The 26,531-nt window shown below is 49.6% G+C and carries 21 protein-coding genes; 6 read left to right on the top strand and 15 right to left on the bottom strand.

The annotated features are described in order from the left end of the window. Positions 1-5: 5 nt before the first annotated feature. On the bottom strand, positions 6-965 hold the full coding sequence (locus B7982_RS03055) for a 50S ribosomal protein L11 methyltransferase (protein ID WP_088659486.1): 960 nt from the start codon (positions 963-965) through the stop codon (positions 6-8). Further along, positions 965-2,320 carry an O-acetylhomoserine aminocarboxypropyltransferase/cysteine synthase family protein gene (locus tag B7982_RS03050; RefSeq protein ID WP_088659485.1) on the bottom strand — a complete coding sequence of 452 codons (1,356 nt, stop codon included), beginning with the start codon at positions 2,318-2,320 and terminating at the stop codon, positions 965-967. The genes B7982_RS03055 and B7982_RS03050 overlap by 1 nt, the downstream gene beginning before the upstream one ends. A gap of 277 nt (positions 2,321-2,597) precedes the next feature. On the opposite strand from B7982_RS03050, the gene B7982_RS03045 reads away from it, so the two are divergent. Further along, positions 2,598-3,161 carry a hydrolase gene (locus tag B7982_RS03045; RefSeq protein WP_085490188.1) on the top strand — a complete coding sequence of 188 codons (564 nt, stop codon included), beginning with the start codon at positions 2,598-2,600 and terminating at the stop codon, positions 3,159-3,161. A gap of 163 nt (positions 3,162-3,324) precedes the next feature. Here the strand turns inward: B7982_RS03045 and B7982_RS03040 are convergent, their stop codons facing one another. The 12 genes from B7982_RS03040 to B7982_RS02985 form a co-directional block, all read right to left on the bottom strand. Continuing rightward, complete coding sequence (locus tag B7982_RS03040) at positions 3,325-4,383, bottom strand: ABC transporter ATP-binding protein (protein ID WP_085490189.1); 1,059 nt, start codon at positions 4,381-4,383, stop codon at positions 3,325-3,327. Between the two features lie 11 nt (positions 4,384-4,394). Then, positions 4,395-5,216, bottom strand: a complete 822-nt coding sequence (cysW, locus tag B7982_RS03035) for a sulfate ABC transporter permease subunit CysW (protein WP_088659484.1) — start codon at positions 5,214-5,216, stop codon at positions 4,395-4,397. Continuing rightward, positions 5,216-6,049, bottom strand: a complete 834-nt coding sequence (gene cysT, locus B7982_RS03030; RefSeq protein WP_088659483.1) for a sulfate ABC transporter permease subunit CysT — start codon at positions 6,047-6,049, stop codon at positions 5,216-5,218. The genes cysW and cysT overlap by 1 nt, the downstream gene beginning before the upstream one ends. Before the next feature lie 155 nt (positions 6,050-6,204). Beyond that, positions 6,205-7,224, bottom strand: coding sequence for a sulfate ABC transporter substrate-binding protein (locus B7982_RS03025; RefSeq protein WP_088659482.1), 1,020 nt, complete (start codon positions 7,222-7,224; stop codon positions 6,205-6,207). A 119-nt stretch (positions 7,225-7,343) separates the two neighbouring features. Then, positions 7,344-8,381, bottom strand: a complete 1,038-nt coding sequence (locus B7982_RS03020) for a hypothetical protein (RefSeq protein ID WP_088659481.1) — start codon at positions 8,379-8,381, stop codon at positions 7,344-7,346. Between the two features lie 237 nt (positions 8,382-8,618). Then, the gene (locus B7982_RS03015) at positions 8,619-10,304 is read right to left on the bottom strand and encodes a sulfate adenylyltransferase subunit 1 (RefSeq protein WP_088659480.1); all 1,686 of its coding nucleotides are present in this window, start codon (positions 10,302-10,304) and stop codon (positions 8,619-8,621) included. Further along, positions 10,304-11,203, bottom strand: coding sequence for a sulfate adenylyltransferase subunit CysD (gene cysD, locus B7982_RS03010; RefSeq protein ID WP_088659479.1), 900 nt, complete (start codon positions 11,201-11,203; stop codon positions 10,304-10,306). Before cysD ends, B7982_RS03015 begins: the two co-directional genes overlap by 1 nt. 10 nt (positions 11,204-11,213) lie before the next feature. Continuing rightward, positions 11,214-11,540: a ferredoxin family protein gene (locus tag B7982_RS03005; RefSeq protein WP_088659478.1), complete on the bottom strand. Its 327-nt coding sequence runs from the start codon at positions 11,538-11,540 to the stop codon at positions 11,214-11,216. After that, positions 11,524-13,287, bottom strand: coding sequence for an adenylyl-sulfate reductase subunit alpha (locus B7982_RS03000; RefSeq protein WP_088659477.1), 1,764 nt, complete (start codon positions 13,285-13,287; stop codon positions 11,524-11,526). The genes B7982_RS03005 and B7982_RS03000 overlap by 17 nt, the downstream gene beginning before the upstream one ends. 42 nt (positions 13,288-13,329) lie before the next feature. Next, a complete protein-coding gene (locus B7982_RS02995; RefSeq protein WP_012819987.1) occupies positions 13,330-14,190 on the bottom strand; it encodes a 4Fe-4S binding protein in 861 nt (286 codons plus the stop codon). 241 nt (positions 14,191-14,431) lie between these two features. Continuing rightward, on the bottom strand, positions 14,432-16,027 hold the full coding sequence (locus B7982_RS02990; protein ID WP_088659476.1) for a bifunctional anthranilate synthase component II/anthranilate phosphoribosyltransferase: 1,596 nt from the start codon (positions 16,025-16,027) through the stop codon (positions 14,432-14,434). A gap of 65 nt (positions 16,028-16,092) precedes the next feature. Continuing rightward, the gene (locus B7982_RS02985; protein ID WP_073424412.1) at positions 16,093-17,538 is read right to left on the bottom strand and encodes an anthranilate synthase component I family protein; all 1,446 of its coding nucleotides are present in this window, start codon (positions 17,536-17,538) and stop codon (positions 16,093-16,095) included. A 466-nt stretch (positions 17,539-18,004) separates the two neighbouring features. Here B7982_RS02985 and B7982_RS02980 point away from each other — a divergent pair, with 466 nt between their 5' ends. The 5 genes from B7982_RS02980 to rmuC all read left to right on the top strand — a co-directional run bounded on the left by B7982_RS02980 (position 18,005) and on the right by rmuC (position 24,906). Further along, positions 18,005-19,291, top strand: a complete 1,287-nt coding sequence (locus B7982_RS02980; RefSeq protein ID WP_233138335.1) for a serine/threonine protein kinase — start codon at positions 18,005-18,007, stop codon at positions 19,289-19,291. Between the two features lie 14 nt (positions 19,292-19,305). Continuing rightward, positions 19,306-20,076, top strand: a complete 771-nt coding sequence (locus tag B7982_RS02975; RefSeq protein WP_088659475.1) for a VWA domain-containing protein — start codon at positions 19,306-19,308, stop codon at positions 20,074-20,076. Positions 20,077-20,092: 16 nt separating this feature from the next. Then, positions 20,093-21,070, top strand: a complete 978-nt coding sequence (locus B7982_RS02970; protein WP_158212955.1) for a protein phosphatase 2C domain-containing protein — start codon at positions 20,093-20,095, stop codon at positions 21,068-21,070. After that, on the top strand, positions 21,071-23,383 hold the full coding sequence (locus tag B7982_RS02965) for an ankyrin repeat domain-containing protein (RefSeq protein WP_088659473.1): 2,313 nt from the start codon (positions 21,071-21,073) through the stop codon (positions 23,381-23,383). Positions 23,384-23,457: 74 nt separating this feature from the next. After that, positions 23,458-24,906, top strand: a complete 1,449-nt coding sequence (gene rmuC, locus B7982_RS02960) for a DNA recombination protein RmuC (protein ID WP_088659554.1) — start codon at positions 23,458-23,460, stop codon at positions 24,904-24,906. Positions 24,907-25,005: 99 nt separating this feature from the next. Here the strand turns inward: rmuC and B7982_RS02955 are convergent, their stop codons facing one another. After that, the gene (locus B7982_RS02955; protein ID WP_088659472.1) at positions 25,006-26,325 is read right to left on the bottom strand and encodes a GTP-binding protein; all 1,320 of its coding nucleotides are present in this window, start codon (positions 26,323-26,325) and stop codon (positions 25,006-25,008) included. Positions 26,326-26,531: the final 206 nt, after the last annotated feature.

Here is a 26,531-nt window from a genome sequence, read left to right as displayed (position 1 = left end):
CATCCCTATTCCACGCTAGATTTTAACACGGCGACGGTATGACCGATGACTTCGCCTTTTTTGAACGCTTCGTATGCGGCGGTTGCGGTAAGCTTTACGGAATCGAGAGTTTTTTCAATTTCAAAAGCCCGTTTGCCGGAATCCTTGACAGAAATGTTTGCGAATGCTTTTTGCAAGTCTTCAGCGCGGTAGAATCTGAACGGGCCGAGGCCAGCTTTTTCTTGCGCGGCGTATCCCGAAATCACATCTTCCGGCTCGGCTTGGACTTTCCAGGAATACGTGAAAATTTCAGAACGGAGTCCGGCGAGTTCGCCAAGCTTGATGAACGCATTGAGCGGAACGCGCCCACCAAGCGTTGAATAGACGGCTCCGTTTTCGGCCAAGTAATCGCGTGCTTGCTTGAGTGCCAAGTAATGCAAGTCAAGCATTTGTTCATGCACAAATTCGGGAATAGCCTCTTCGCGTTTTTCCAAGTAATGCCCGCTATTGCGCTTGTCTTCAATTTTTGTATTGCTTGCAAGTGGCACGTTGGGGAGGTTCTCGTAAATCACGTCGTAATTTCGCTTGCCGTTTTGGAGCGGTTGCAAAAGGTCGCCGTTGCCGAATTCAAATTCGATTTTGGAGGTCTCTTTGATATTGCTTCGAACGTTCTGTGCAGCGGCGGCGACAACGCTTCTTTGCAAATCCGTGAAGCCTACGCGCTTTGCTCCCAAAAGTTCAATGCCGGTCAACACGTCAATGCCGGAACCTGTGCCGATGGAAACGAATGAATCAATGTCGTGACCCAATTTTTCGCGAATCAGCTTGAATGCGGGGGCTGCAATGTAGGCGACCCAGTCGCTTTTAATGTCTTCAGTTTTCGGCAGGTAGGCGTGATCGGCAACTTTAATAGAGAGGTAATCTTTGATGCGCTTTGTCGCACCATTTAATGCAAGGTATTTATTGACATCTACAACGATACTCATTACTTACCGCCTTTGGTGCTTGCTGCAATAGCTTGTTCAAAGTCAGCGATGATGTCGCGCGGGTCTTCGATGCCAACGGATACGCGAATCATATCTTCGGGGATGCCTGCGGCGAGTCTGTCTTTAGGCGAAAGCTGCGAATGTGTGCTTGTTGCCGGGTGCAAAACGCTTGTGCGGGCGTCGCCAACGTGAACTACGAGGGCGGCAACTTTCAATGCTTTGACGAAGGAGCGGATGGCAGCTCTGCCACCCTTGAGACCGAAGGTGAGCACACCGCTGCCGCCTTGGTAATCAAAGTATTTGCGGATGCGCTTAAAATATGGGCTAGATTTGAGTCCCGGATAGCTGACCCAATTCACGGCCGGATGCTTGGACAAAAATTCTGCCAATGCGAGTGCGTTGTTACTGTGCTGTGGCATTCGCAAATGGAGCGTTTCAAGGCCCAAATTCAAAAGGAATGCGTTGAACGGACTTAATGCGGCACCGTAATCGCGCAAGAATTGAGCACGAGCCTTTGCGATAAATGCTGCACGTCCAAATTTTTGAGTATAGGAGGTGTTTGCGTATTGCGCATCCGGTTCCACGAGGTCTGGGAACTTACCGTTTTCCCAGTTGTAATTGCCTCCGTCAATGACGACACCGCCGAGCGCAACGGCGTGACCGTCGATGTACTTTGTGGCGGAATGGATGACAACGTTTGCGCCGAGTTTTAAAGGCTTCACGAGGAATGGCGTTGCGAGCGTGTTATCAACGAGGAAGGGAACGTCAAATTCCTTGGCGAGTTTGGAGAACTTTTCAAAGTCCAAAATGCCCAAGGCGGGGTTGCCAATCGTTTCGCCGAAAATGAGCTTGGTGTTGGGGCGGAATGCTTTGCGGAGTTCTGCTATGGAATCTTCCGGGTCGATGAATGTCGTTTCAATGCCGAGCTTGGAAAGTCTTACGCTGAGTAATGTGTAGCTGCCGCCGTAAATGGTCTTGCTTGCAACGATGTGGTCGCCTGCTTTCACGAGGTTCGAAATCGCAAGGAGGACTGCGGCTTGCCCCGATGCGGTTGCAACGGCACCCACGCCGCCTTCGAGTTCCGTAATCTTGCTTTCGAATGCCGCTACGGTCGGGTTCCCTGTGCGGGTGTATTTGTTGCCTGATTGCTTGAGCGCAAAGAGGCGTTCCACTTCATCGACGTCTTCGTACTTGTAAGTCGTGGACTGGAAAATCGGGAGCACGCGCGGCTCGCCAATTTTGGGTTTCCATCCTGCCTGTAAACACTTTGTTGCAAAATTCCATGTGCTCGGATCGGTAACGTTAGCGGTATTCTTTGCAGATTCAATTTTCTTTTTTGATGTATTCTTTGTCATATTAAAAACTCCTCTTTAGCAAAAGATTTGCTCTTGAATAATTCTATTTGTACGGCGAAAATATAGAACACAACTATTACCTTGTCCAATACTTAATTAATATTGTGTATTATAGAATTAATTTATTAGTAATTTAGTGTACGCGGGGTGTCTATCGAAATAAGCAATTGTCAGCAATTAGAAAAATTTATAGCTCGCCGCATATTGCGTTTCAAAGCGCAAAAATCCGTGTGCGAATGCTGTCAATTATCCCCATAAAATTCTTATATTTCGAACCATGGCATTATCAGCAAATATTACACGCGAAGGAGCGCTTGAACTCCTTAAGAAATACAATAAGGATCCGTTCCACCTTGAACATGGCGAAATCGTAGAAAATACGATGCGTTACTTTGCTCGTGAACTAGGTTACGGCGAAGACGAAGAATTCTGGGGAATTGTCGGTCTCTTGCACGACCTTGATTTTGAATTGTGGCCGGAACAGCATTGCATCAAGGAACGCGAATTGATGCAAGAGGCGGGCCTTTCGGAAGAGCTGATTCACGCGACAACGAGCCATGGCTGGTCTATCACGGTGGATGTTAAGCCGGAACACGAAATGGAAAAAGTCCTATATGCCGTTGACGAACTCACGGGCTTGATTGGTGCAGTCGTTTTGATGCGTCCGTCCAAGAGTGTGCAGGATTTGGAACTGAAATCGGTCTTGAAAAAGTACAAGTCCCCGAAATTTGCGGCAGGCTGCTCTCGCGAAGTGATTGAACGTGGTGCAAATCTGCTTGGCTGGGAACTGAATGACCTCATCTCCCGCACGATTGCTGCGCTGAAGACTTTCAGACCGTGATTTTTACGCCGTGATTTAGGCGGCGGACTTTTTCTTGAAAAAATTCTTGAGCCTTTTTACGCCTTCAACGCCCAAAATGGAAAGCCCGCTGTACTGAAAAGTCTTGGCAAGTAACGCTCCGAAAAAAATCGGAGCGTCTTGTGTTTTTGGTTGTTTTGGATTGCTAAATGACGACGATTGGTTCGCGAATAGATTTGTTTTCGAGTAAGAACGCGTAGTTGCCTACGGTCACAAAGAGACGGTAAATGAATACATCAACTTTTTCGCCGACGGAAATACTAGGCTCGTCGAAAGAGCGGCGCGCGGTAAGAGTTTCTCCGTTGACGAGTACTGTGATTTCGATGCCACTCCCGCGGAATGCGACGTCTGTCACGACACCTTCTTCGGCAGAATTCTTGAATTTTTGAACTTCGTTTTTCTTGGTGACCTTGACAAATTCAGGGCGGACTATCGCTTGGTCAACATTCGGGATTGTGTCAAAGCTTTGGAACTTGTTGTAATCTTTAAAAATGCTTGGTTGTCCAAAGAACGAGGCTACAAAAGCGGTTTTGGGCTTGCTGTAAACTTCTAGTGGCTTGCCAATTTGATCGATGCGTCCTTTGTTTGTGATGATGATTTCGTCGGCGACTTCGATGGCTTCGTCCTGGTCATGGGTCACGAAAATACTTGTGACACCGAGCTTTGCAATCATCTCCTTGAGCCAGTGGCGCAGTTCTTGGCGGACTTTTGCGTCAATGGCGGCGAATGGCTCGTCAAGCAAAAGTAACTGTGGATTTGGCGCGAGTGCGCGTGCAAATGCGACACGTTGGCGCTGGCCGCCCGAAAGTTGGCTCGGGTAGCGGTTTTCGAGACCTTCAAGGCCGATGAGCTTTACCAGTTCGGCGACACGTTCCTTGATTTCGTTTTCGGATTTCTTGAGCACGCGAAGGCCAAATGCAATGTTTTCGAAAACGGTCATGTAGCGGAATAGCGCATAGCTTTGGAACACAAAGCCGATGCCACGCTTACTGGCGGGGACGTTGTTGATGACTTTCCCGTCGATGATGATTTCGCCGCTATCGGGATTTTCAAGTCCTGCAATCATGCGGAGTATGGTCGTCTTTCCGGAACCGCTCGGACCCAGGAGGCCGATGAGTTTGCCTTTTTCGATGCCGAAAGAAACGTTGTCTGATGCCTTGAAATTGCCAAAATGCTTGTTGATGTTTTTTAATTCTACGTACATAAAAACTCCTATTATATTTTCTTTCGACCTCTGTATTCAATCGCGCTTCGTGCAATCAAAATGGCGATGGCTAGCATCACAAGAATTGACGAAACTGCAAAAGCGGGCACGTATTGGAATTCGTTGAAGAGAATTTCTACATGCAAGGGGAGCGTATTTGTCTTTCCGCGCAAATGCCCTGAAATCACGGATACAGCACCGAATTCACCCATGGCACGGGCGGCGCAGAGCACCACGCCGTACAGAAATGCCCACTTGATGTGCGGAAATGTAATCTTGCGGAAAATGGTCCAGCCTTTAGCGCCCATCAGCGCGGCGGCCTCTTCTTCGTCGTTTCCGCGAGCTTCCAGAACGGGAATCAATTCACGCGAAATGAATGGAAATGTGACGAAAATCGTTGCAAGAACAATGCCAGGTACGGCAAAGACTATCTTGATGTCCCAACTTTGCAATAGCGGGTAAATGGGGCTTTGGCGTCCGAACGTGAGCAAGAAGATAAGGCCTGCGATAATCGGTGAAACCGTTACCGGCAAGTCTATCAATGTCGTAAGGATTTTTTTGCCTTTGAAATGGAACTTGGTGAGTGACCATGCTGCGCTCAAGCCGAAAACGGTGTTGATGATGACCGCAAGTAAAGTCGCTTCGAGGGTGAGCCAAATGGCTTTGATGGTGTAGTTGTCGCTCACGGCCTTTGCGTAAATGTCGAAACCCTGCTTGAACGCTTCGGCGATAACGGTAATCAGCGGGAGCAAAAGCATGAGAATCACAAAGGCGATGCTTATGCCAATCAAGGACCATTTGACAATCTTTGAAGAAGTCGTTTCTTTGTACATTAAGCGCCTCCTTTCAGAATTTTGGTATTTCTTGTTTGTATTAAGTTCACGAGGAAAAGCGTTACAAACGAGGCTACGAGCATGACAAGCGCAATTGTCGTCGCACTCGCGTAATCGTATTCCTGCAGTTCTGACATGATAATTAGCGGTGCAATTTCTGTTTCGAATGGCTTGTTGCCTGCGATGAAAACGACGCTGCCATATTCACCGAGGCAACGCCCGAACGCAAGCCCGAATCCCGTCAATGCGGCTGGCACGATCTCTGGGAAAATCACTTTCCAGAAAATGCGGCTCCGTGATGCGCCTAGCACGCCTGCGGCTTCTTCGTATGCAGGGTCCAGTTTCTCGAGTACGGGCTGCACTGCACGTACTACAAATGGAATGCCGATAAACACGAGCGCAACCGTAATGCCGATTTGCGTAAAGGCAATTTTGATGCCGAATTTTGCAAAGAATCCGCCCACAAGGCCTGTATCTGCTGTGAGTGCCGTGAGAGCGATGCCCGCCACAGCTGTCGGCAAGGCGAAAGGAAGTTCGATCATCCCGTCAATCAATCGTTTGAGTGGAAATGTGTATTTTACAAGAACCCACGCAAGAACGATGCCCATTACTGCATTGATGAACGATGCGATAAATGCAGTTGTAAAACTCACACGAAAGCTTGAGAGCACTCGGTCGCGCGTAATGGTCTCTATAATTTCGTCAAAACTCATTTGCGCCGTAAACACCACAAGCGATGCAAGCGGAATGAGCACGACAACGCTCAAAATGGCGAGCGTGATGCCTGTAGTAAGGCCGAAACCTGGTATAACACTTCTATTTGTTCTTTTCATAATTGGGCTCAAATATAGAACGTACTTTTCAGCCTGTCCAATATTTTATTTCTAGCGTCTGTTATTAATTTTTTTTATAATAGATAAAGTAATTGCTTGATTATATGAAAAATCCTCGCCTGTTTGTGAGCGAGGACTGTTTCTATGGAGATAGATTACTTCTTTTCGTAAATCTGGTCGAAAATGCCACCGTTGGAGAAGTGCGTTTTTTGAGCCTTGTCCCAACCGCCGAAGTAGCTGATGTCAATCAGGTTCACGTTTTGGTCAAATTCCTTGTACTGGTCAAGAATGGCCTTGTTGGAAGGACGGTAGTGGTTCTTAGCTGCAATGTGCTGGCCTTCGTCGCTGTAGAGGAAGTTCAGGTATTCGGTGGCAAGTTCGCGGGTGCCGCGCTTGTCAACAACCTTGTCTACAATTGCAACAGACGGTTCAGCCAAAATGCTCACGCTGGGGATGACGATTTCGTAGTCCTTGGGGTAATCCTTGAGCGAGAGGAATGCTTCGTTTTCCCAAGCGAGCAAAACATCGCCCTGGCCGTTTTCGATGAATGTCGTCGTAGAGCCGCGAGCGCCAGAAGCGAGTACGAGCACGTTCTTGTAGAGCTTCTTCACGAATTCCTTGACCTTGGCTTCGTCGCCATTGTACTGCTTTTCGGCCCATGCCCAAGCGGCGAGATAGTTCCAGCGTGCGCCGCCAGAAGTTTTCGGGTTCGGCGTGATGACTCCGATGCCGTCTTTGACGAGGTCGCCCCAGTCCTTGAGATTCTTCGGGTTACCCTTGCGAACGAGGAAGACGATGGTGGAGGTGTAAGGAGCGCTGTTTAGCGGAAATTCCTTGACCCAGCCATCTTCGATAAGGCCTGCATCGCGCACAGCGTTCACGTCGTATTCGAGGGCGAGCGTTACAACGTCAGCTTCGAGGCCGTTGGCGACTTCCAAAGCCTGCTTGCCGGAACCGCCGTGGGACTGCGTGATTTCCACATCCTTGCCGGTCTTTTCCTTCCAGTGCTTAGCAAAGACCTGGTTGTAGTTGGCGTAGAGCTCACGCGTCGGGTCGTAAGACACGTTGGTGAGGGTCTGCTTGCTTTGTTCTTGCTTTTCTTCGGAAGAAGAGCAGGCGGTGAAAGCGAGGGTGAGGAGTGCGATGGATGCAATTGTGATTTTCTTGAAATTCATGTTATGTACCTCTTTGTTTAAATTTTTGATGTTTGGTGTTTCGTTTTTAAAGAAACGCCCCCAGCAATGATGGATCAAAGAAGCGTGAGCTGTGCTGAGGGCGCTCGGGTGTGCTTAGGTTATTTGATTGTTGCCGTGAAACGAGCTGCAAGGGCTACGTCAGAGGCTTTCTTTTCGCTGAATGCTGTCAGCTGGATCTTGGAATGGGAACCGATTTTCTTGATCAAGCTCACGGTCCAGGCGAGTTCATCAGCTCCAGCGTTTAATTCGTCGCGATGGGAGACGTATTCAAGTTCTGCGTAAACATTGTTGAAAATGCCAGCTGTAGGAATTTCTACACCGATGAAGAACGGAACATATTGCGTGTCTTGTGCATATTCGGGCTTGATGGCATTAGCTACCTTGAGGTTTTCGCCGTCACCAGTTGCGATGAGTGCGACTTCACCGTAGAGGCCGAAATTCTTCTGGAAGTAGTAGCTTGCGCGAGCAGCGGCGCGGTGGGTGAGTTGTGCCGTGTGCTGAATGACGTCAAGGGCGTTTACGCGGTAAGCTGCGCTGACCTTGGCATCACCGAACTTGAGCGTTTCTTCGAAACGGATGTAGCCCGTGTTGAACTTTGCATCGTATGTGCCGAGCAAGGCGTTAAATGTAGAAATGCCTTTTTCAAAGCCGAAAGCGAAAGCGTCGTGCTGGTAATCGCGAGAAAGGAATCCGCGTTTATTCAGGTGTACATCTACGTAAGTACCGAAGTTTCCTGCGACACTCCAATCAGTACGGAAACGACCGAACTGGAAGTTAAATTTGCCATATTCGGTATCCCACTTGTAATTGGCGTAGTAGGTGTCGGCGAGAATCTTATCGTAATTCTTGCCCTCAATGGTGTTGCCGAAACCGGGGCTGAAAATGCGCAAGTTGATTACAGCGTCAAAGCTTTCAGAAGAAAACTTTCCGCCAACGTTTGCGCGCAAGAAGGAATTGTCAAGCGTGTTGTCTGCATCGTTGTCATACAGCGACTTGATTGCCTGAGCCTGGACGTTTCCGGTGAGCTTGAAAGAGCTTTCTTCAGCCTTCTTTGCTTCGTCAGCGAAAACAGACGTGGCAAAAAGGGAAGTGGTTAAAACCGCAGCGGCGGCAAGTCTTGAAAAGTTCTGATTCATTCTAAACTCCTTGTTGTTTGTTTCCTTGTTTTTTTTTGTGCGCTCAAATATAGAAGGCGTTTTTTGTTTTGTCCAATACTAAATTTTTATGCGGAGTTATTAATTTTTGCTATAGAAATTTTATATGTATTGTTATGTGAATTTGTATTTATTTATAAATATAAAGTAAATGTATGAGTACGTGAAAAAAGCTCCCGATGTCCAATCGGGAGCTGTAATGTTTGATTATGGTTGCAGTTACTTTATTACGACCTTGCGGTATGTATCAAATGCGGCCCACTTGCGGAAAAATTCCTCGCGGCCGGATTCTCCTGCATCATCGTATTCACGGAGCAAGTTTGCAACATCTTCGTCGGAATGGACCTTGATTTCAAAACCGCGACCGTTGATGACCGGAACGTTTCCGTAATGGTACTGGTCCGCGGCCGTGATTTCGGCGATGCGTTTGCCACGCACCTTGACAGCGATACTATCGCGCAAGATGATGATGTCGAAATCGTCGGGATAGTGGTAGCTTTCGCCAGCAGTCGGGATTTCGTCGCCTACAGTGTAGTGCTGCTTGATGGGCTGCTGCTTTACTACGGAAAGTGTAGCTGTATCGTAGAAGAATTCTTCGAAGATTTCTCCACGGCCATGGCGCTCGCCTTGCACAAAGGCTGCCTTTTCGTTGGATTGAAGTTGCTTTTCGTAGAGCCCTTCAACAACGCCGCAAGCGGCTGTTGCATGCGTTACGATGTCAATGAGAATGAGCTCGCCAAGCGTTTTGTGCTTTTCAAAAAGATCAACGACAATGGCTTCGGCGAAAACAAGTTCGCAGACGGCAATCCCGTTTTTGGAAATGCTTTCTGTTTCTAAGTGTGCGCCTGTGTTCACGTCAATGGCATAGTCGATTTTCGTGAGTGTTCCAGGAATAATCTTTGTCCCGATTTTGACGAGGTAGTCTTTGCCTAGCGAAAGCGGCTCGTCATCCATCCACAAAAGTGACGCCTTGATTTTCTTGTAGCTACCGATGCTTGCATCTCTAGCGAGCACGCAACCTCTCGATACGTCAACTTCACGGTCTAGCGTAATTGTGACCGGTTCGCCAGCGTGGGCTTCTTCGACATTCCTGTTTGTGTAGAGAATGCTTTTGACGGATGCTTTTTCGTAGCTCGGGAGGGATTTGATGACGTCTCCGACGCGAATCGTTCCAGATTCAATTTGTCCTTGGAATCCGCGGAATGTACGGTCGGGGCGGCTCACGCGCTGCACGGGCATGTAAAATCCCTTTTCTAGTGCAGAGCTTGATGTATCGACATTTTCAAGGTATTCAAGTAATGCAGGACCTTGATACCATGCAATGTTTTTCGATTTGATGGTAACGTTGTCGCCTTCTGTTGCCGAAAGCGGAATAACTTGTATGTTGCTCAGGGAATGAGTCTGTGCAAGTTCTGCGATTTGTACCTTGATTTTGTTGAATACCTCTTCGCTGTAACCCACAAGATCCATCTTGTTCACGGCAAAGACGAAGTGGCGGATGCCCATCAGTCTGCAAATACGAGCGTGTCTGCGCGTCTGCACGAGAACGCCCTGCGAAGCGTCCACGAGAATTACGGCGAGGTCGGCAAAAGATGCGCCCACGGCCATGTTGCGCGTGTATTCTTCATGCCCCGGAGTGTCAGCAACGATAAAGCTGCGGTGATCCGTCGTGAAATAGCGGTACGCGACATCGATGGTAATGCCCTGCTCGCGTTCGGCCATAAGGCCGTCGAGCAAAAGCGAATAGTCAATTTTTCCGCTGCGGCTACCGACTTTACTGTCCAATTCCAGAGCCTTTTCCTGGTCGGCATAGAGCAACTTGGAATCGTAGAGGATGTGTCCGATGAGCGTCGACTTTCCGTCATCAACGCTACCGCATGTAATAAACTTCAATAAGCCTTTCATTAGAAATATCCCTCCCTCTTGCGACGTTCCATGCTGCCCGCGGCTTCGTTGTCAATCACGCGGGAAGTGCGTTCCGAAGAAACCGCGCTCAAGGTTTCGTCAATGATTTCATCAAGCGTCGTGGCGGTCGATTCAATACCTCCCGTGAGCGGGTAGCAACCGAGCGTGCGGAAGCGCACCGACTTGATTTCGGGCGTTTCGCCTTCGCGCAGCGGGAAACGTTCGTCGTCCACCATGATGATGTTGCCGTCGCGCACCACAACCGGGCGCGGTGCCGCAAAATAAAGCGGTACGATATCAATCTTTTCGCGTTTGATGTACTGCCAGATGTCCTTTTCGGTCCAGTTCGAAATCGGAAAAACGCGGATGCTTTCGCCCTTGTTAATCTTGGTGTTGTAAAGCTTCCACATTTCCGGACGCTGGTTTTTCGGGTCCCAAGCGTGTGCTGAATTGCGGAACGAGAAAATGCGTTCCTTGGCGCGGGACTTTTCTTCGTCGCGGCGGCCGCCGCCAAATGCGGCGGTAAAACCGTACTTGTTTAGTGCCTGCTTTAGAGCCTGTGTCTTCATGATGTCGGTATAAGCGGCACCGTGGTCAAACGGATTAATGCCCTGCTTGACGCCATCCTGGTTGACGTATTCCAGCATTTCGATACCGAGTTTCTTGGCGGTTTCGTCGCGAAACTTGATCATTTCCTTGAACTTCCATGTGGTATTCACATGCAAGAACGGGAAAGGCGGCTTTTCGGGATAGAAGGCCTTCATGGCCAAATGCAACATGACGGAACTGTCCTTGCCAATCGAGTACAGCATAACCGGCTTTTCGCATTCGGCTGCGACTTCGCGAATGATGTAGATGGCTTCGGCTTCCAGCTCGTCGAGGTGGGAAAATTCGCTCACTGTAAAACTCCTAGTATTTGTTAGATTCCTTGGGATCGATATCGATAGTCTTGACGCTTCCATCGTTCAGTTCAAATATCCAGCGCACGATATCGTTTTTTTCGCCCTTGACTTTTTCGGTATGCACCTTACAACCCTTGCCGCCGATGTCTTCACCGAGAAAGAAGCTGATGGCGTGAACCGGGCATTCCTTGATGCACGAGGTGCAACCCCAGCAATCCTTGGGGTACTTGATAAACGCTTTTTTGTCTTCATTTATCTTGATTAGCGTGCCGGGGCATACGTCGTGGCATCTCCTGCAGCCGATACATTTGCTTTGATCAATGCTGATGCTCATAGTTCTTTTGCCCTTCTGCGGTGAGGTCGCGCAAGATGATTTTGATTTCGCCGTTTTCGAGTTTTGAATTGACGTATTTGTGGAAGTTTGCGTTGTCCTTTTCGGGGTAGTCCAGGTTTTCTGCAAAACTATGCCAACGTGTTTCGTGACGTGCCTTGAGGTGGGCTATCACGCTCTTGCAAACTGTTAGACGTTCCTTGAGTTCGTAGATGTACATCACTTCTTGCAAATCGGCTGCGCTAAGCTTGTCTGTAAGGCTTTCAATTTCGTCAATTTTTTCTTTGGCAATATTGAGATGCTTTTCGCTGTAGCCATAGCCCGTCTTGATTCCGCCTGCATATTCGTCCATGGCTATTTGCATGGCTTCTTCAAGTTGCTCTGTCGTGTACAGCGAATTTTTCTGTGATAGATATGTTTCGATTTCTGCGACATGTCGGGCGATTTCTGCTTCCTTGATGGTTGCTTTGGCGTCTACGTCTTCGCGAGGATCTGCATCTACGTCATTGCGAGCCCCCTGTAAGGGGGTGCGGCAATCTACCGCATTGATATATTCCACTGCACTCTTCGCCGCAATCTCGCCTTCGGCAAGCGCGCCCGTCACGTATTTTTGCGGGGCTCCACCGGCAACATCGCCTGCAGCGTAAAGCCCGTCAATTGTCGTTGCACGCTTGGTATCGACCCAGTAACCGCTTGCGGTGTGTCCGCCCACGATGTAGGGTTCCGTTCCTTCGATTTCCACATTCGCTTTTGATGGCGTGCCGTTTTCAATCCAGCGGATGGTCTGCGACGGGGCCATGTTCAGGTATGCCTTTAAAAGCGAGTCTTCCTGTGCGGGTGTAATCCCGACGGTGCGCAAATAGCACGGCCCGCGGCCTTCCAGGTTTTCTGCCACTGTTCCGTACACGCGTTCCGAAGTTGAAATGCCGTACTTTGTCTCATAAACTTCACCAAGCGAATTTATCTGCTTTGCACCTACGCCCTGCGCAAGCGTACCTGTCGGGGCGATGGTGTCCTTGCAACGAAGCGCAATAAAACGCATCTCGAAAGTCGTCATCTCGGCACCGTGACGGATTCCCATTGCATAGCCCGCGCCCGTGTTGAACGGCGGGTACCACATTTTATGGCGGGAAAATCCCGGATTGTTCGGGCGATAAAGCCCGGCGGCACCGCCCGTCGCGATAATCACAGCACGCGCCTCGATGGCGTAAAAAGTATCGTTCTCGATTCCGAAACCGAAAGCTCCGTCAATCCTGTTGTTGTGAACAGAGTAATCAAAAATGTTCACGTGGTTTAGCACCTGAACGTTCGGAGCCTTTGCGACAGCCGCCGCCAAAATTGGCTTTATGTTTTCGCCGTTGATTTTGATATTACGATTCCCGCGGGTCACATACTTTCCATCCTTGTCCTTCAAAATGACAAGGCCCAGCTTTTCCAAATGCGCGGTGATTTCGTTGAACCTCTCGGAAATGCTGTACAGCAAGTCTTCGCGAACGATTCCGTCGGCGTCTTTCTTGGCGTACTCCACATAATCCTTGGGCGTACGGCCTTCGGTAATGTAGGCGTTCAGCGCGTTTACGCCAGCAGCGAGGCAACCGCTCCGCTTGATGTTCGCTTTTTCGACAACCAATATCTTGATGTCTGCGACATCTTTCGCTGCACCTAAAGTACTTGCGGTAATGGCTGCATAACAGCCAGCGGTTCCGCCGCCAATTATCAGCAGGTCTGTCTTAATTTTTTCAATCTTCATTTGTTAATAAGTGGCTAGAATACTGGCTTGTTATGTCAACGCTTAACCGTTGTATACGTCCTGGATTTTCTTTGCGAATACATCGCGGCCGACGCGGTCGATCGTGTACTTGAAACGTTCACCGCTCTTTCCGTTGTCTGCAAAGAATTGAATCGCAGCATCGCAAATGTCCAAGAGTTTCTGCTTGTCTTCTACAAACGGAATAATCGTTTCGCCCTTGTTGATGTTGTTGCCGAAAAGCCCGCCAAACGATACGATGTAGCCGTGAATGTGGCTCCAGGCGTCAGTGGGGCAGGACTTGTAGCAACGGCCGCAGTAATTGCATTTTTCCTTGTCGAAAATGACCTTCTTGTTTTCGATCTTGATGGCCTCTTTGCGGCAAACCTTTGCGCAAAGCCCGCAACCGATGCACTTGTCTTCGAGCCAATCCACCTTGATGGCGCCCTTGATGCCCACGTCGTTTTCTTCGGCCTTGAGACAGTTGTTTTGGCAACCCGTCACACCGAATTTGAACTTGTGCGGAAGTTCTCGTGCAAAGTAACGATCGTCAAGCTCTTTCGCGATTGCATAAGTATCAATGCAACCGCTCGGGCAAACGGCTTCACCCTGGCATGCCGTAATGGTACGCACGCGAGCCCCGCAAACGCCTGGTTCAACACCACCCTCGGCAAGTGCGTTTTTCACATCGTCAATATTTTCAAGCTTGATAAACGGAATCTCGACGCTCTGTCTCGAAGTTAGGTGAGCGTAACCTTCGCCATATTTTTCAGCGACTTCGGCGATTTTGGCAAGCTGTGTTGCTGTGAGGTTCCCACCAACAACGCGAACGCGCAACGAGAAATTGTTCTTCTGCTTCTGGCGCATCCAGCCGCCCTTTTTAAGAGTAGAATAATCAACTGCCATAGAATGTCTCCCATTTTTGAGAGACAAATATAGAGAACTCAAAACCCTTTGTCCAATACTAAAAAAATATCACTACTTATAGAATTATTTTATTAGTAATTTTATCCGACGCATTTTAAGGTACAAAAATGAATGTCAAAATGTGTTATTGAAAAAAAAAGAGCCCCGATTTCTCGGAGCGCTTATCACAAAGGACGTTGCCTGCGCTCGTACCCAAAGGTAGCAAGCGCGGCGGACCTCATTACGCGTTTGTAGCGACTTTGACTTCTTCGATCTTCTTCAGCACAGAGCCGTCTTCCATAGCCTTAATCGCCTTGTCGAAGCCTTCCTTGATGCTGGCTGCCTTCTTGCTGATGTAGAGAGCGGCGCCGGCGTTCAATGCGCAAGCGTACTTGATGCCCGGACGGCCTTTGCCGTTCAGCACGTCGAGAGCGAGGTTGAAATTGTCCACGCCCGTACCGCCTGCGAGGTCTTCCGGGTCCACAGCCGGGACGCCGAATTCCTTCGGGTCAATGCGGTATTCGCGATACTCGCCGTCTTCCAAGATTTCGGCAATGGTCGTCGGGACGCACGGAGAGATTTCGTCGTAGCCGTCATCAGAGATAGCGACCATCACGCGCTTGGCACCGAGGGTCTTTGCAGCCTTCGTGAACGGTTCGAGAATCGACTTGCTGTAAACGCCGAGCATGAGGTACTTGGCTTCGGCCGGGTTCGTGAGGGGGCCGAGCAAATTCATGATGGTCTTCACGCCGAGTGCGCCACGAACCGGGCCTGCAAAACGCATAGCGCTGTGGTAAACCGGAGCCATGAGGAACACGAAGTTCGTCTTGTCGATGACGCTTGCTGCTTTTTCCGGAGTCATGTCGAGCTTGAAGCCGGCTGCGGTATAGAAGTCAGCGGCACCGGACTTGCTCGAAACCGCGCGATTGCCGTGCTTGGCGATCTTGGCGCCACAGCTTGCTGCGATAAGGCCGGAGAGAGAGCTCACGTTGAAGCTTCCCTTGCCGTCGCCACCGGTACCCACGATGTCTGTGAGTTCGTCGCCGCTGTACGGGAACTTGCGCTTCTTGCTACTCAAAACCTTGGCGCAGCCTGCAATTTCTTCGGTCACGGGGCCCTTGCTGGAAAGTGCGGTAAGGATTGCTGCCATCTGGCGTTCGTCCATGATACCGTCCGTCAAGTCTTCCATGAACATTTCGGCGGTTTCGCGAGTCAAATCCTTGCCTGCAGTAAGCGTGTTCAGGATTCCGCGGATATCGAGCGGTTCGCGACGGTAGTTGAGGAAAGCCTTGAAGAATTCGTCGGCGCGGCCGCTAGCGATGGATTCCGGGTGGAACTGCACGCCTTCAATGGGGAGCGTCTTGTGGCGAATGCCCATGATGTCGCCGTCTGTTGCGCGGGCGGTCACTTCGAAATCGCCCGGGAGCGTAGATTCGTCGATGACCAAGCTGTGGTAACGCGTAAAGATGTTCTTCTTGCCGATGGTGCGGAAAAGTCCCTTGCCGTCGAGGTCGATTTCTTCGGCGATGCCGTGCTTGATGAACTTGGCTTGAACAATCTTTGCGCCAAAGGCGTAACCGATAGCCTGGTGGCCGAGGCACACGCCCAAAATCGGGAGCTTGCCTGCAAAGTGCTTAATGGCTTCTACGGAAATGCCGGCATCTTCGGGGCGGCCCGGGCCCGGGCTCACAATGAGGCGGCTCGGGTTCAACTTTTCAATGTCTGCAATGGTGCATTCGCGGCTACGGAGCACGCGGATTTCTTCGGTGGTAATCTTGGCCAAAGCCTGATAAACGTTATAAGTAAAAGAATCGTAGTTGTCAATAATGATAATCATGGTTGTAATCTCTTTTTTAAAGTTTTGGGGTGTTTCGTCATTGCGAGGCTGAAAGCCGAAGCAATCTAGTTGTCACCCTCCAGTACAGCCCTGATTGCTCCGAGCTTTTCGTTCGTTTCTTCAAATTCGCGGTCGGCGTTCGAGGCCGCGACAATGCCACCACCGGCCTGCAGACTGATGGTCTTGCCCTGCTTTAAGCAGCAACGGATAGCGATGCAGAAATCCAAGTCTCCGTCCGATTCAATGTAACCCACGGCGCCAGCATAGAAGCGACGCTTGATTTTTTCGAGACCAGAAAGAATTTCAATGGCGCTGATTTTCGGAGCGCCGCTCACCGTACCTGCCGGGAAGCTGGAACGTAGCACTTCAATTGCCTTCTTGTTCTTGGAAACTTTACCTTGCACGTCAGAGACCAAGTGGATCACGTGGCTGAACTTTTCGCATTCCATGTACTTGGTCGTTTCGACCGTACCGGCATCGCAAACGCGGCCGAGGTCGTTGCGGGCGAGGTCTACGAGCATCAAGTGTTCTGCGCGTTCCTTCGGATCGCCCTTCAAATTCTTCATCAATGCTTCGTCTTCTGCGTCGTCCTTACCGCGGCGGCGGGTACCTGCAATCGGGTGGATGGTGGCGATGCCTTCACGTACGCGGATCAAGCTTTCCGGAGATGCGCCGATGAACTGGTGCGTGCCGTAATCCAAGAAGAACATGTACGGAGACGGGTTCACCGTACGGAGGCGGCGGTAAATGTCGAGGGCTTCGATATCGCTTGCGAACTGGATGCGGCGGGATGGCACAGCCTGAACGATGTTGCCTGCCACGATGTGCTTCTGCAAAGCGGCGACCTTTTCCACGTATTCCTTGCGGGACTGTTCGAGGTCGGTCATGGTAATGCCTTTGCTGTACTGCTTTTCCGGAGCGAGGTAGCTAAAGTCAAGGTCTGCAAGGCGGGCTTTCACCTTTTCAATTGCGGCTTTCAGGTCAATCTGGTGTTCTTCGTAGTTCAGGGCGAACAAGTGAAGCTTTTCGGTGAAGTGGTCAAACACAATGTAAATGTGGCCGACCAAAAATTCCGCTTCGGGGATGTTGAGTTCGTCAACTTGCGGTGCAAGGCGGATCGTATCGCAGCGGGCGCAGAATTCGTAGCCGAGGTAGCCCACGCCCGAAGACGGAATAGGAATTTGGTTGGGCGGCACCGTATTTTCGGCAGAAATCTTGAGCAAGGCGTCGAGAATATCGCCATCACCTTCAGCCAAAAATTCGCTTTCCTTGCCGTCCACGACAATGCTCACGTTCTTGTCGTTCTGGCGCAGGCGAAACCCTTCGTCCACCATCAAGGTCGAATAACGGCTGCGACCGTGGTCGAAGCTTGCCGATTCGAAGATGGCCTTTGCGCCGAGCTTCTTGGCGAGTGAAAACGGGGTGTAACGTTCACCGGGGAGTGCAACGTAAATGCTGTCAGTACGCGGAGCGTAACCCGGGCGTTCGGTGATGTGAGTAATCTTAGTCATTTTAATCCTCTAGTTTTAAAACTCGTTTGCTTTTGCAAAGGCTTTATTTCCCGGAGGATTTCGTCAATTTTCGGTAAAAAGGAAGGCCTCCGTGAGTCCGGAAGCCTTTGCCTAAAAATCTTGGGTGATTTGTAACAAATACCGGGCTCTATGTTAGAGTCCGCGCCACCAACGACGGTTCATAGTTGCACTTGTTACGAAATTCATCATGACACAAAAATATCAATCCAAATTGCACATGGCAAGGGGTAGTTCTAAAAATTCTTGAAAAATTTTAAAAACTCGCGTTTCGCGTCATCTTGACACTCGCTTCTCGTCATCCAGAGGCTCCGCCTCTCGTCATCCTGACACCCGCATCTCGTCATCCTGACGCCGAAGGCGGAAGGACCTATTATTTCTTGAAAAACACTTGACATTTTACCCCCTCGAATCGATAGAAATGATGAAGAAATTTTTGGGAGGCTTTATGTCTGAATTGAAAAAAGGGGATGTGGTCGCGCTCGCTGGCGGTGACACTTGTCAAGTTGTCCGTGAATTGGGGCGCGGCGGTCAGGGAATCGTTTACGCTGTCAATTATAATGGTAGTGAGTATGCGTTAAAATGGTACACGCAAAAGGTGAGTGAGCGTTTCCGTGAAAATCTGAAGCGCAATGCGAATCGCCAGACGCCGAACGAACACTTTATTTGGCCGATGGCTGTCGCCGAAGACCCCAATGGTGGTTTTGGCTATTTGATGAAAATCCGCCCCGCAGGCTATGTGGACATGAGCAAGTTCATTTTGGTGACCGCTCGTTTTGCCGATGTGAATGCCCAGCTGAACGCCTGTATGCAACTCGTGAAGGCATTTTTGGACCTGCATCGCGACGGTTATAGCTACCAGGACATGAACGATGGCAACTTCTTTATTAACCCCAAAACGGGTGATGTGCTAATTTGCGATAACGATAACGTGGCTCCCGATGGCACCGACGACCTCGGCATTCTTGGCAAGGCGGGGTATATGGCACCCGAAATTGTCGAAGGACAGTCCCGACCGCGCAAAGTGACGGATTACCATTCGCTTGCGGTTTGCCTTTTCATTTTGATTTATATGAACCGTCCGTTTGAAGGCAGGCGTTATCTCTCTTGCCCGTGTGATAACGACCCGGAAATGGCAAGGCAACTTTTGGGGTATAACGCCGTATTTATTATGGATCCAAACGACAAGAGCAATGCGCCGGATCCGAGCCTGCATAAGAATGTGATGCGCCGTTGGGATATCTATCCGAAGGTGTTGCGCGATGCTTTCTGCAAGACGTTCAGCAAGGCTGCTCTGCAAAACGGAGACCTCCGCGTGAAGGATAAGGAATGGCGCGATATTTTGCTGCAGGTGCGTGCGGATTTTGTCAAATGCCCGAAATGCGGAAAATTTTCATTTGCGGACCCGGATTGTGTTGACAAAAAGTGTGCTTACTGCGATAAGTCATTTGGAGATTATAGAATGTTGCGCGTAGGCAAGTTTAAAATTCCGCTGATGATGGAGCAGAAGCTCCATGAATGTCTAGTCCACGGCTCGACCGATTACGACAAGGTCGTTGGCAGAACCGTCATCAAGAACAATGAGGTGGGGCTTTGCAATAATTCTGGCGAATCCTGGACGGTGACGTGTTTGGACGGCACTCAGCGAGTCGTTGCGGATGGTCAGGGCATGCCTGCCCGCAAAGGTTACAAGATCAAGTTTGGAAATCAAGGCGAAACTGCCGTTATTGAATAAAAGGAGAATAGAATATGGCTACAAAAGACCCGTTTGCGTTGGAACCGATCCCGCGTCGTGTCACGCATCTGATTTTTATGGTGGATACGTCGGGCAGTATGTCCGGTTCAAAGATTGCATCGCTCAATACGGCGGTTCGTGACGCTCTTGACGATGTGGGCGACATCTCCAAGAATTGCGGCGATTCGCAAATCAAGATTGCCGTGCTTGAGTTCAGTAGCGCTGTCAACTGGATGTACGAACAGCCGATTGAAGCCGAAAAGTTCCAGTGGCAGGATTTGAGTGCAAGTGGTACGACATCGTTTGGTAGTGCCTGTGCAGAATTGGACGCTAAACTTTCCAGGTCTAATGGATTTATGGGCGAAAAAACAGGGTGCCGCGCACCTGCCATTGTCCTCCTTTCGGACGGCGCTCCGACGGATGGCTATGTCCGTAAGTTGGAAAAGCTCAAGGGGAATCGCTGGTTCAAGGCTGGTGTGAAGGTGGCTATCGCCATCGGTGACGACGCCAATAATGATGTGCTCCGGGAATTTACGGGCAGTTCGGAATCGGTCATCACGGTTCACAATGTGGATCAGCTCAAGAAGATGATTCATACGGTCAGCGTGTCTGCGACAACGGTGGCAAGCCAAAGTGCATCTGTCGGCGCCGCAATGGTAACGCAGAACCAGCTTGTCGCACAGTCAATTTCGAATACGGTTGCAAACGATGCATCGCTTTCAGGAGTCGATGTGGGTTCAAGTACGGCCAATTCCGGTTCCAATGACTGGTCCGGCTGGAACTAGGGAGTCTGAAATGTGTATGCAAAATGCTGAAACGTTTGCGGTGAGCAAAGTCGGGGCGAAGCATTTGCCTGCAAATATCCCGTGCCAGGATTTCTCGCTAGAATATAATGATGGCGAAATCCAGTTGATCGTGGTATGCGATGGGCATGGTTCATCGTCTTACGTCCGGAGTGATGTTGGGGCAAGGCTTGCGGCAGGAATTGCAAAGGATGAACTTATGCAGTTTATGCAATCCGAAGATGCCCGCAAGTTCCTTGGAAATCGGACGGGGGCGGTGACAGCCCGCACGGATGTGGGGGATTCCTGTTGGTCTGAAAAATCGGAGGAAAAATCCGAAACAGCGAAGCTTCGCGAAGAGCAAGCAATGCTGTATCAGCAACAGATTGGGAATATCCAGCCGCAAGAAAATCTAATCCGCGACGTGTGCCGTCGAATTTGCGAAAAGTGGGTTGCCGCCATCCAGCAGGACGCCCAAGAAAACCCGCTGACCGATGCTGAGAAGGAACTCTTGGGCAAAAACGACTTGGTGAAGGCTTATGGCTCGACGCTGATGGCTTATGTGCAGACGCGGTGGGGCTGGCTTGCGATTCACGTGGGCGATGGCAGACTGCTTTGCTTGAACGATAGCGCCGAGCCTTATGAAAACTGGACTCCGCCAGTGCCGTGGGATTCAACGTGTTTCTTGAACTACACGACATCGCTTTGCGATAAGAATCCCGCGGACTCGTTCCGCTACGCATTTGACGGTACAGGGCATTTCCCGTTTGCGGTGTTTGCGTGTAGCGATGGAATCGAGGATTCTGTAGGCGATTACGATGTAGCTCCTGAATGTCTGAACCGGTTCTATATGCGGCTTTTGCAAATGTATCTGGATATCGGTAAAGAGCAGGCGGTCGCCCGTATGGACGAAGGCTTCAGCGATATGAGCTTGCACGGCAGCAAGGACGACATGAGCCTTGCCGGGATAATCAACAAAAAAGGAAACGAACAGTAAATGAATAAGCGCCCCTTACATATTATCATGCGTCAGCTTGTCGATACTTATGGTAACGGCATTGTCTGCGATCATAGATTGCGGGGGTTGCTTGCCGATGAACTCGGCGAGTCGTTTTATGAATACCGTTCGTCGATTGTGCTTGCGGAGCAGCTGGGCGTGGGGAGTTCCATGCTCGGTTTTGCAAGCAATCGCAGTGACCTGAACCTCTGCATTCGCAAGCAGAAACAGTTTTTTGCCGAAAATTCCAGGCTTGATCGCGTGATGAGCGATTATGTGATTGACTCGTATGCGTATGCATTGGGGCTTGTCAAGAATGTTGTTGTGCCGACTTTGGAGGGGACTCTTGTCGGGTTGACTCAGCAGATTACAACTCTGCAGCGTGAGCGCGATTCAACGCAACAGAGAGCGCGTGAAACAGCGATGTATTCGCAGGTTGCTTTGGTAAAAGCCCGTCGAGTAAGACTTTGGGGCTTGCTTTTTACGTTGATTGGTGCTGCGCTTTTGATTTCTGTGGCTTATTTTGTCTTGTACGATAACGGCTACATTCCGAAAGACCCTAAGCGTAAAATGGAAAAGCTATTCTCCGCTTGTGCCGTGGGCGACGCCAAGTACGTTGCGGATTTGTTGAATAACGGAGTCTTTGTCAATAGCAAGGACTCAGTTGGTGATGCGCCTTTGCATTATGCAGTAAGGATTGGCTCTGCGGAGCTGATTGATACGTTGTTGCATCATGGCGCTGATGAGCGGTTGACCGATAATATGGGGCGTACCCCGTTGGAGCTTGCGCTTGAATCGGGATGCTCTTATTATGCGAAACCTTTTGTCCAGGCGCGTCCGCATGAATGGATTCAGGAAAACTATGAGCATTTGAAGAATTATGCCAAGACGCAGCAGAGTTTGCTTGTGCTTCAGGATGCGTATACCAAGGTGGAGCAAATCCAGAACGCCATCAAGGCGGGGAATATTGCTGCGCTTGATGCAAAGCTTGCGTATAGAAATGGCGCAGACTTGCATTACACGGATGAAAAAGGCAATACTTTGCTCCATTATGCAGCTGTGAACGGAAATGTGCCTGTGCTCAAACACCTCATTGCGCTTGGTCTTGACGTGAATACTCCGGATAAAGCAGGTGTGCTTGCTGAAAAAATGACGAAGAATGCGGTGAACAAAAAGTTCTTGAACCATTACAGGCTCAAAAATCAGTTGATTTTCGATGCTGTCAAGAAGGGTAATATTGATTTGCTGAAAGAAGTTGTTGGGTATGGCGCAAGCGTCAATGATAAGGACGAAAATGGCGTCCCGCTTATTCATTATGCGGTTGCACGCAATCTTACGATGTTTACGGAATTGCAGAAATTGGGTGCGGATATTCACGCCAGGAACCGTTTGGGCGAAACAGCACTTTTCGTGGCTGTCAAGAAGAACGATCTTGCGATCGCTCAAAAGCTGATGTCGTTTGGCCTTTCCGTGTATGATAAGAACTCTTCAGCTCAGACTCCCATGACCTTTGTCCACAACAAAACCTCGAAATACCTGTTTGACTATACCTATAGGGATAGCCTTTTTGTGGCTGCTGTAAAACATCGTAATTTGGACCAGGCAAAGTCCTATTTGCAGTTGGGCGCGAATATCAATTATGTGTCGAAATACACTGGTTGTGCAGCGATTCATTATGCTGTAGAAAATAATGACGTGTCCTCCCTGAAATTCCTGAAGTCGAAGGGCGCCAATATGATGCTGTCGTATAAAAGCATGGCGCCTGTTGAAAAGGCGCTTATGGGTCAGAAAAAGGAATCGTTGCAGTTCTTGCTTGCAAACGATGTGGGCTCGGCGAATCGAGTCTTTGCAAATGGAAAAACGCTGATGCATCGCGCCTTGAGCATGCAGAATGGGGCGATGTGGATGAACGTTCTCCTTTCGCATGGAGCAAAAGTCGATGCGATGGACAATGCGGGCGGAACACCGCTTGCTTACGCCATCCAGCGGAACAGAACGGATTTGGTGGCTTTCTTGATCAAGAAAAATGCGAATGTCAACCGAGTTGATGCTTATGGAAACCGTCCGCTCCATATTGCGGCGCGTTATGCGAATGGTCGTATCGTCAAAATGCTTGTTGATGCCGGCGCTGATCCGTCCGTTGAGAACAACGAAGGCGATAAGCCTGTGAATGTCGCTGAAAACGTCGGCAATGAATCCGCGCAAGACGAACTTGATAATTACAGCTTTTTTGGAAAGGCCCGCAAAAGTCTCAAGTCTGTGAAAAATGCTGGCGCCAAGCTCTGGGACAAGGTTAAGGATCTCGCCAGTTGATTTTTTTAGAATTTTATTAAACATTTTGCATTTAAATAGCGATATATTGATAGAACGTTAAAAGGAGTATGTTCATGACCATAGCCGTAGCCATTATTTGCGCTGTCCTCGGAATTGTAATCGGCGTCTTGTTTGCCCGTAATGGAAACTCGCAGCGCGAAGCCGCTGCGCGTCAGGCGAATGTTGAAATGGAAAAGGAAGTCGCTGTGCTGCGTAGCCAGCTCGCGACAGAAACTGTTAAAAACGCAGAACTTAAAGAAAATACCGAAAAACAGCTTGAAATGGTAAAAGCCGATGCTGAAAAGCGGATTGCTGACGAGCGCGCCGCCGCTGCCAAGTCTCTAGCCGATGAAAAAGAGGCGAGTGCCAAGCGCCTAGAAAGTATGAAGCTGGATATGGAACGAGTGCATCAATCTTCGCTAAATGAGCAAAATGCTCGTTTTACGGAAATGTCGCAGCGCTTATATGCCCAAGTAAAGAACTCTACTGAAGAAATGCTTAAACAGCGCGAAAAGCAGATCTCGGAATCCGGTCATGCGACCATGGAACAGCTTGTAAGCCCGCTCAAGGAAACCATCGCCAAGATGGAAAAGACCATGAACGACACGACCCGCGCACAGACCGAAGCGAATTCTTCACTCAAGGAAGTCTTGAAACAGTCCATTGATGCCAATGACAAAACCAAGAATGCTGCTAATGAACTTGTGCGTGCGTTTAAGCACGATAGCAAAATTCAGGGCGATTGGGGAGAACGCGTTCTTGAAGAAGTCCTGGAATCACTTGGTCTTGAGGAAGGGAAACATTTTGATGTGCAGGCAACACTCCGTGATGCCAACGGTAACGTTGTGCGTGCTGAAGGGAATAATGCAATGTTGCGCCCGGATGTGATTGTGCATTTGGACCCGTACAAAGAAGTTATCGTTGATTCAAAAGTTTCTATGGCTGCATTTATGGACTATATGCAGGCAGAAAATCCTGACGAGCGCAAAGTTCTCTTGAAAAAGCATATCGAAAGCCTCCGCAAACACGTAAATGAACTCTCGGTAAAGGATTATTCGAGCTATGTCAAGGCTCCCAAGAAGACAATGGACTTTGTCGTGATGTTTGTGCCGCGAGCGGCAGCCCTTTGGACGGCTCTTGCCGAAGATCATGCGTTATGGCGTGATGCTTTTGAAAAAAATGTCTACATCGCCGATGAACAATCCCTTTACGCGATGCTCCGTATGGTGAAAATGACCTGGCGCCAAGTGCAACAGGCTCAAAACCAGCAAAAGGTCTTTGAACTTGCGAACGAAGTGCTCAAGCGCGTGGGCATGTTCGTGAAAAATATGGAAGATATTGGCAGCGCCCTCGGTAAAGCTCAGGATGCTTACAATAAGGGAATGGCAAAACTCGATGATAAGGGTGCAAGCATAGTGCAATCTTGCCGCAAACTGGAACGTCTTGGAGCAAAACAAGATTCTAGAAATCCGCTCCCGCCAGACGTCGATGCTATCGAAATGCAAGAAATCGAAGAAAAGTAACTGCTTAACTCCGTTGGTGAAAAAATCCCCGCGACTTCGGTCGCGGGGATTCTCGTCTTACATTCTAATAACTAATGACCAATGACTATTGACCAATAATTAGTCGTCCAAGCAGTCCTTCATCACCTGGATGATCTTCTTCTTGTCCATGTGCTGGCCAATGAATACCAGGCGGATGATGCGGTCGCCGTACTTTTCGTCCCAGATTTTCTGGAGCTGCGGATTTTCGGCGAGAATGCGCTGCTGTTCGGCCTTGCTTTCGGCGGCGAACCAGCGTCCAAAATTCTGGGCGGAGGCCTGCTTGCCTGCCTGTTCGAACAAGTAGCTTTCGCTGCGTTCGTCGCTGAACCAGAGGAGACCCTTCGTGCGGATAATGCTCGTCGGATAGTCATCGAGGAATGCTTCGAACTTTTCGCGGTTCAGCGGGCGATGGTCTTCGAACACGAACGTGCTGATGCCGTATTCGTCACCATGCGGATGGTCCTTGTCGTGGTGGTGGCCGCAGTGGCAAACGCCATGTTCATGGTCGCAATGGCTGTGGTCTTCATCGTCGTGGTCATGGTGATGCTCGTGTTCATCATGGTCGTGATGATGATGCTCGTGCTCATCGTGGTCATCGTCATGGTCGTGGTGGTGATGTTCATGTTCGTCATGATCGTCATCATCATCGTCATCGTTGTCGTGACCTTCTTCGTTGAGCTTGATTGCCCAAGTGCTCGATTCGGCGACCTTGTTGAAGTCGAACTGCTTCGTGTCGAGAATGTCCTTCATGTCGACCTTGCCGTAGTTCGTCTCGATCATCTTGGCTGTCGGCTGCAAAGCCTTCACGACGGCCTTCACGTGTTCCAAGTCGTGCTTGCTGAGAGCGTCGACCTTGTTCATGATAATCGTGTTGCAGAATTCAATCTGCTGGATGAGCAAGTTTGCGATATCTTCTTCTTCGAGGTCTTCTTCGAGGAGCTTTTCGCCACCGGCAAATTCGTCTGCGAGGCGGAGCACGTCAACGACTGCCACGATGTTGTCCAAATGGCAGGGGAGAGGTCTGCCGTCTTTGCTGCGGAGCTGGCTACCTGCAAAGCTAATGGTCTGGGCTATAGGAATCGGCTCGCAGATACCGCTAGCTTCGATGAGGATGTAGTCGAACTTGCCCATTTCCAAAAGTTCGGCGATTTGTTCGATCAAGTCGGTCTTGAGCGAGCAGCAGATGCAACCGTTCGAAAGCGGGACAACCTTGCCCGAATCTTCCTTCGTGATGTTTCCGCCCTTTTCAATTAAAGTCTGGTCGATGTTCACTTCGCCAATGTCATTTACGATGACGGCGACGTGGTAGCCCTGCTGATTGTTGAGAACGTAGTTGAGGAGAGTTGTTTTGCCGGCTCCCAGGTAACCGGTCAGGAGCGTTATAGGTACTGATTTCATGCGCTAAAATTTACTAAAAAATGGAATTTTAGGCAATGTGACCCCGATTACAGGTTCTGGCACCATTCCAAGTTGTACTATCAAACATCTTGCCATTTTCTTAAATTTTTAATACATTTGTTTTTAGGGATTGAAGCGAGGGCTTTTGAGCCGAGTTTTATTCCGAAACGAGCTGCTTTGGTTTACTACCCTTCCTTGAGGGTTGC

This window comes from Fibrobacter sp. UWB2 (assembly GCF_002210425.1).
Lineage (GTDB): Bacteria > Fibrobacterota > Fibrobacteria > Fibrobacterales > Fibrobacteraceae > Fibrobacter > Fibrobacter elongatus.
Note: the sequence above shows the minus strand (reverse complement) of the source record. Positions and strands in the feature narration are given on the sequence as shown.